1 protein-coding gene and 1 pseudogene are annotated in these 4,232 nt (G+C 56.5%); one reads left to right on the forward strand and one right to left on the reverse strand.

Translation table 11 applies throughout. From position 1 onward, the window contains the following. Nucleotides 1–252 precede the first annotated feature (252 nt). Nucleotides 253–1,269, forward strand: coding sequence for a XopAK family type III secretion system effector (gene xopAK / locus ABJ99_RS29185; RefSeq protein ID WP_080378158.1), 1,017 nt, complete (start codon nucleotides 253–255; stop codon nucleotides 1,267–1,269). 500 nt (nucleotides 1,270–1,769) lie between these two features. Here the strand turns inward: xopAK and ABJ99_RS14285 are convergent. Continuing rightward, nucleotides 1,770–4,160, reverse strand: a pseudogene (locus ABJ99_RS14285) (Tn3-like element ISPsy30 family transposase); the annotation flags it as partial. Between the last annotated feature and the right edge of the window lie 72 nt (nucleotides 4,161–4,232).

Raw genomic sequence — 4,232 nt, forward strand, 5'->3', positions numbered from 1 at the left:
AGCTGGGATGCAGTTAATCTGAGCCAACTGCACCGGATACGCGCAAATAATCTGAGCCGAAAAAGGCGCTGATTGCGAGCAGGCGTGTTTTCAAACGCGAGCCGCTACAGCTAGAGAGCAAATATTTCCCAATAGGCTAGGAACTGCAAGCTGGTGCGGCTCCACTAAAACCTCCGCCCTCTCCACAAGGGTAAAAATGAGTACTGCAGGCCTGCTCCTGCACCGTAATTTTCTTGACAAAGAGGTTTTTCAATGAATCGCATTTCAACCAGCTCAGTAAATTCCAGCTTCAATTACACGGCCCCTACGGAGGAAGCGCAAAACCGCTTCGCCTCAGCGCCCGATAATTCCCCTCTAGTTGCCACCACAACATCTATCGCCCAAGCGTCGGAAGGGCTACAAAGGCCGGGGGCAACGCTAAGCATGCAGGCCCAGCGACTGCGCCAATTGATGGGGAGCCCGTCTGAGCAGTGCCGCAGGGACACAATGTTAGCTAAAGCTTTTGATGCTCAACGCCTAAACATTAACACTCAAGCAGGCCCCTCCAACAGCCCACACTTGAACGCTCTCAACACGCTCCAACAACGACACTTCAAACCTGCGGCTGGTGGGCTAGAAATCCCAGTTACATCCAACTCCTTATTGGGCGGTGGCAGGCAAGTCTATCAAATTGGCTCATCGTCACGCGAGCTAAGCCACCGACCGGTCAATGATCAGGACCGCGCGCCCTTCAGGGCGCTTGAGCGGCTGCACGCCGAGTTGTTTAGAGGTGGGCCGATTGAGTTTGTGCCTAAAGGCAGCAACGTGTTGGCCTCGAACGTGAGGGATGTCGACATGGACGAGTTCGATGTCATCAACTCTAAAGACGGCTGCCAAGGCATTGGCACCACTGGCCTGGGACCCTGCATTGCAGTGTGTGCAAGAGGCATGGATAGAGAAGGGCTTCCGGTGCTGGGTGTCTATCACCACAGTGGTATCGGTTCACCAGAGGATACCATGGCTACTCTCGATCAAGCGATGCGCGAGAAAGGTGCTTTGCAAATCAAATACTCCCTGGTAGGCGGAATGATCATGCCTAAAGAGGAAGAGGCTGGCAGCTATGACGACGAGCAAAGCTTTTTGGCATTGAAAGGCAGTTATTCAATCGAAGGGGCGCGCTTGCATGTATCCGAAGGCGAAGAGGACGTGCATACCGGCGAGGACAACAGTGTCAATGTTCTGCTGATGCCTGACCGCGTTCTGTACGGTCGCGACACGCTCTACTGCTGAGTGGGTTGTGGTGAAAGTGACCACTACATACGCTTGATATCATTCATACCTTCACTCATGGGCAAATCTCCTAAGCAGGGTTGCTGGTTGTAGTGGGGCCGCTCCGACGCGGCCCCACTTTTGGTTGTTCCGCCGAGCCACTTTTTTGGAAAAGCCCCAAGTGGATCGTTAACCGTCGTGACTCACTAATTCGTATCCCTTATCAAAATCGGGATACCGAAATGCAAAACCTCAAATCCTCAGTTGTCGCTTTTCTGCTTCAGCTAGCCGTTGCTGTAATCGCCAATGTCGTCACAGCACCGCCTCCACCGGTTTCCGTTTCGGTTCCGATGGTGATCATTCATATCAAGCGTTAGCTGTAGCGGCCTGCAATCGAAATGGCGCCGACCTGCAATCATCGCGTTTTTGGGGTTGTAAGCCGGAACCCCNGCAATCGAAATGGCGCCGACCTGCAATCATCGCGTTTTTGGGGTTGTAAGCCGGAACCCCAGAAAATTCCGTCACCCCAACTCCAGCCCTGCCAGTAGTGCGTCCAGGTCGATCATTTTGTCGCTTTGGAAGGTGTAGTGCCCATTCAGCAGAATGTGCCGCCAGGTCGCCGGTGAAATCTTGGTGATCAGCGCCACGGCCTTGGCATTGCCGCTCGCTTCGCACTTCGTCAGCAGGTGCGACAGGATGGCCGAGTTGTAGTAGATGATGGCGTTGGCGATCAGCCTAGCGCACTGGTTGCTGATCTCGATTCCAATGTCGGTGCGCCCGGTCAATTCCTTCTTTCCACCGACCTGTGCGATGGTCGAGCGTAGCTGGTGGTAGGACTCGACGCGGTTCTGCGAGCGATGTACGTTCCGTTCCAACTGCGGATCGCGCAGGTAACGTAACGTGTAGATGCTACGGATGAGCTTGTCGAACTCGAAGATCGCGCGCCGTGTCGGATTCGGCGCGGTGTAGGTGCAAAGCTTGCGGATCAGCGTGCCTTGCGTCATCTCTTTGAGGCCTAGCGTGGCAACGATCTGGTCGATGTTCGGTTTTTCACTGATGATGAGCTGCTGATCGATCTGGCCGACCGGCCGGATCAGGCACTTCTCGTAAAGCGCCGGATCATCGGCGCTGTACAATTCTTGGAGTTGGTCTTCGAGATTGGTGAAGCGCGGCTCAAAGCGTGGACCGAACCAGTGCAAGATGGCGAAGTTGGCCTTATTGACGCTGTGCATATCACCGGTAATCGCGGTCGGCACGACGTCCGACGTGTTGCGATACCAGATGTCGAACACGTGGTGCGCCTCGAAGTCGTGTGCGCCGATCAAATAGCCGTTGAGCGGCACGTGGTTACACAGCAACGTGTAGGCGACGACACCCTTGCCACGGCCAAAGTATTTGCGCGAGTGGCGCGCCTTCACGGTTGGGCGCTCGATGCTGAATTTCTGACCATCGACGGCACCGTACAACGCATCCAGGTCGAACGAGTAATGGGGGAAAATCGGCAACGCGGCGATGGCATTGCTGATCCGGTCGTTGGCGGCCTGGAGCGATGCTTGGCGCAGGTACTGTTGATAGGTCGTCTCTAGCACGTGGTAAGGAATGTCGCTGGTGCGTGCCATGACCTGATTGCCGTGGTTCATCGCCTGCGCGATGACGACCGCCATCAAACTATCGGCGTCGGCCACCTTCTTCGCATAGCGCGGCTGCAATGGCGTCAACGCGGACAAAAAATGGCATTGACCATTGACGAAGCGGAATACGTCGGCAACATCGCAGTACGGCAATTGCTCGTAGAACGACTGCTCGCGCACCTTCTGATTCTCGCCCTTGGGCTTGTGCCAGATCAGCGTCTTCGCGTCCTTATCGTAGGTGAGGTGCGTCAGCTTGCCCCGCTTCAGCTCGCGGTTGAATGCCAGCAACTGCGCGCGCAGCTCCCGCGTCAGCGCATCGAGCTGGGCGTCCACCGGCTGCCGTAGGAAGGGGATGTCCATTTGCGCAAGCGTGTCGGCCTTCTCGTTCATCGAGACCAGCTCGTCTGATAAGTGGCGGTGTTGCAGGCTGTCGTCGAGGTAGAGTTCCCCCGACTTGAAACGCTTCCTAATCTGCCGGTACAGCCAGAACTCGTAGCGGTCGGCGTGCAGACCGGTCGGTTTGCCGTCGGCATCGAAGGTCAGCAGGTACGGCCGCAGCCGTTTCGGCAACGTGGCCACCGGACATTCAGCTAGGGGCCGTTGGGACAGGCGCTGTTGCTTGGCGAACACACTCTTGGCCCAGGCCAGCGCCTTTAGCCAAGGGCTGTCGGGGACAGTGCCAGAAAAATCGAGTGCGACGTACAGTGGTCGCAAATGGCGGCGGTTGCGTTCGGCCAGGCCGTCTACTGCCTGCCAGTGCAGGGACAGCTTGCTCACCGGCTTCACGCTCATGCGCTGGCCGGTGAGTTGGAGCGTATCTTTCGGCATGATCTTGTACGCGCGCTGGCGCACGTCGCCGAACGGTGTGGCATCGGCCACCGTGTCATCGACGTAGATCAACAGCAGGCGCCCTACTTGCGGTGTGTCCTGCTGACGACGCACCTGCTCTGCGACGAAAGACTTCTGCGCACCCGCGCTACTCTCTTCCTCCAATTGCTTCATGTGGTAAGCCATTGCATCGACCAGATTGTCGGAGAGTTGCCGGTAGCGCAGCCAGGCGTAGCACAGTAGGTAAAGTTGGGTCTGATCCGCCTTGAGATTGCGCAGATCGTGGACGGTGTAGAAATTTGCCAGGCTCGCGAAGTACAGCAGGTTCTGCTGCGAAACGCCCAGCTTGGGCAGCAGCGCCTTGGCGATTCGGTGCAGCGGCTCCAGCAAGGCGCGCTTCTCGCGCTCGCGGATCATCTGGCGCCAACCGAAGTTTTTGGCATCCTGCTTGATGTATAGGAATTTCAATAATTCCTATACAGGGTAATCCTCCTAAAAAGGCACCCTCTGCGTGATGCCAACGTG

Origin of the sequence: Pseudomonas syringae pv. cilantro (assembly GCF_001293775.1) — a bacterium.
Taxonomy (GTDB): Bacteria; Pseudomonadota; Gammaproteobacteria; order Pseudomonadales; family Pseudomonadaceae; genus Aquipseudomonas; species Aquipseudomonas syringae_P.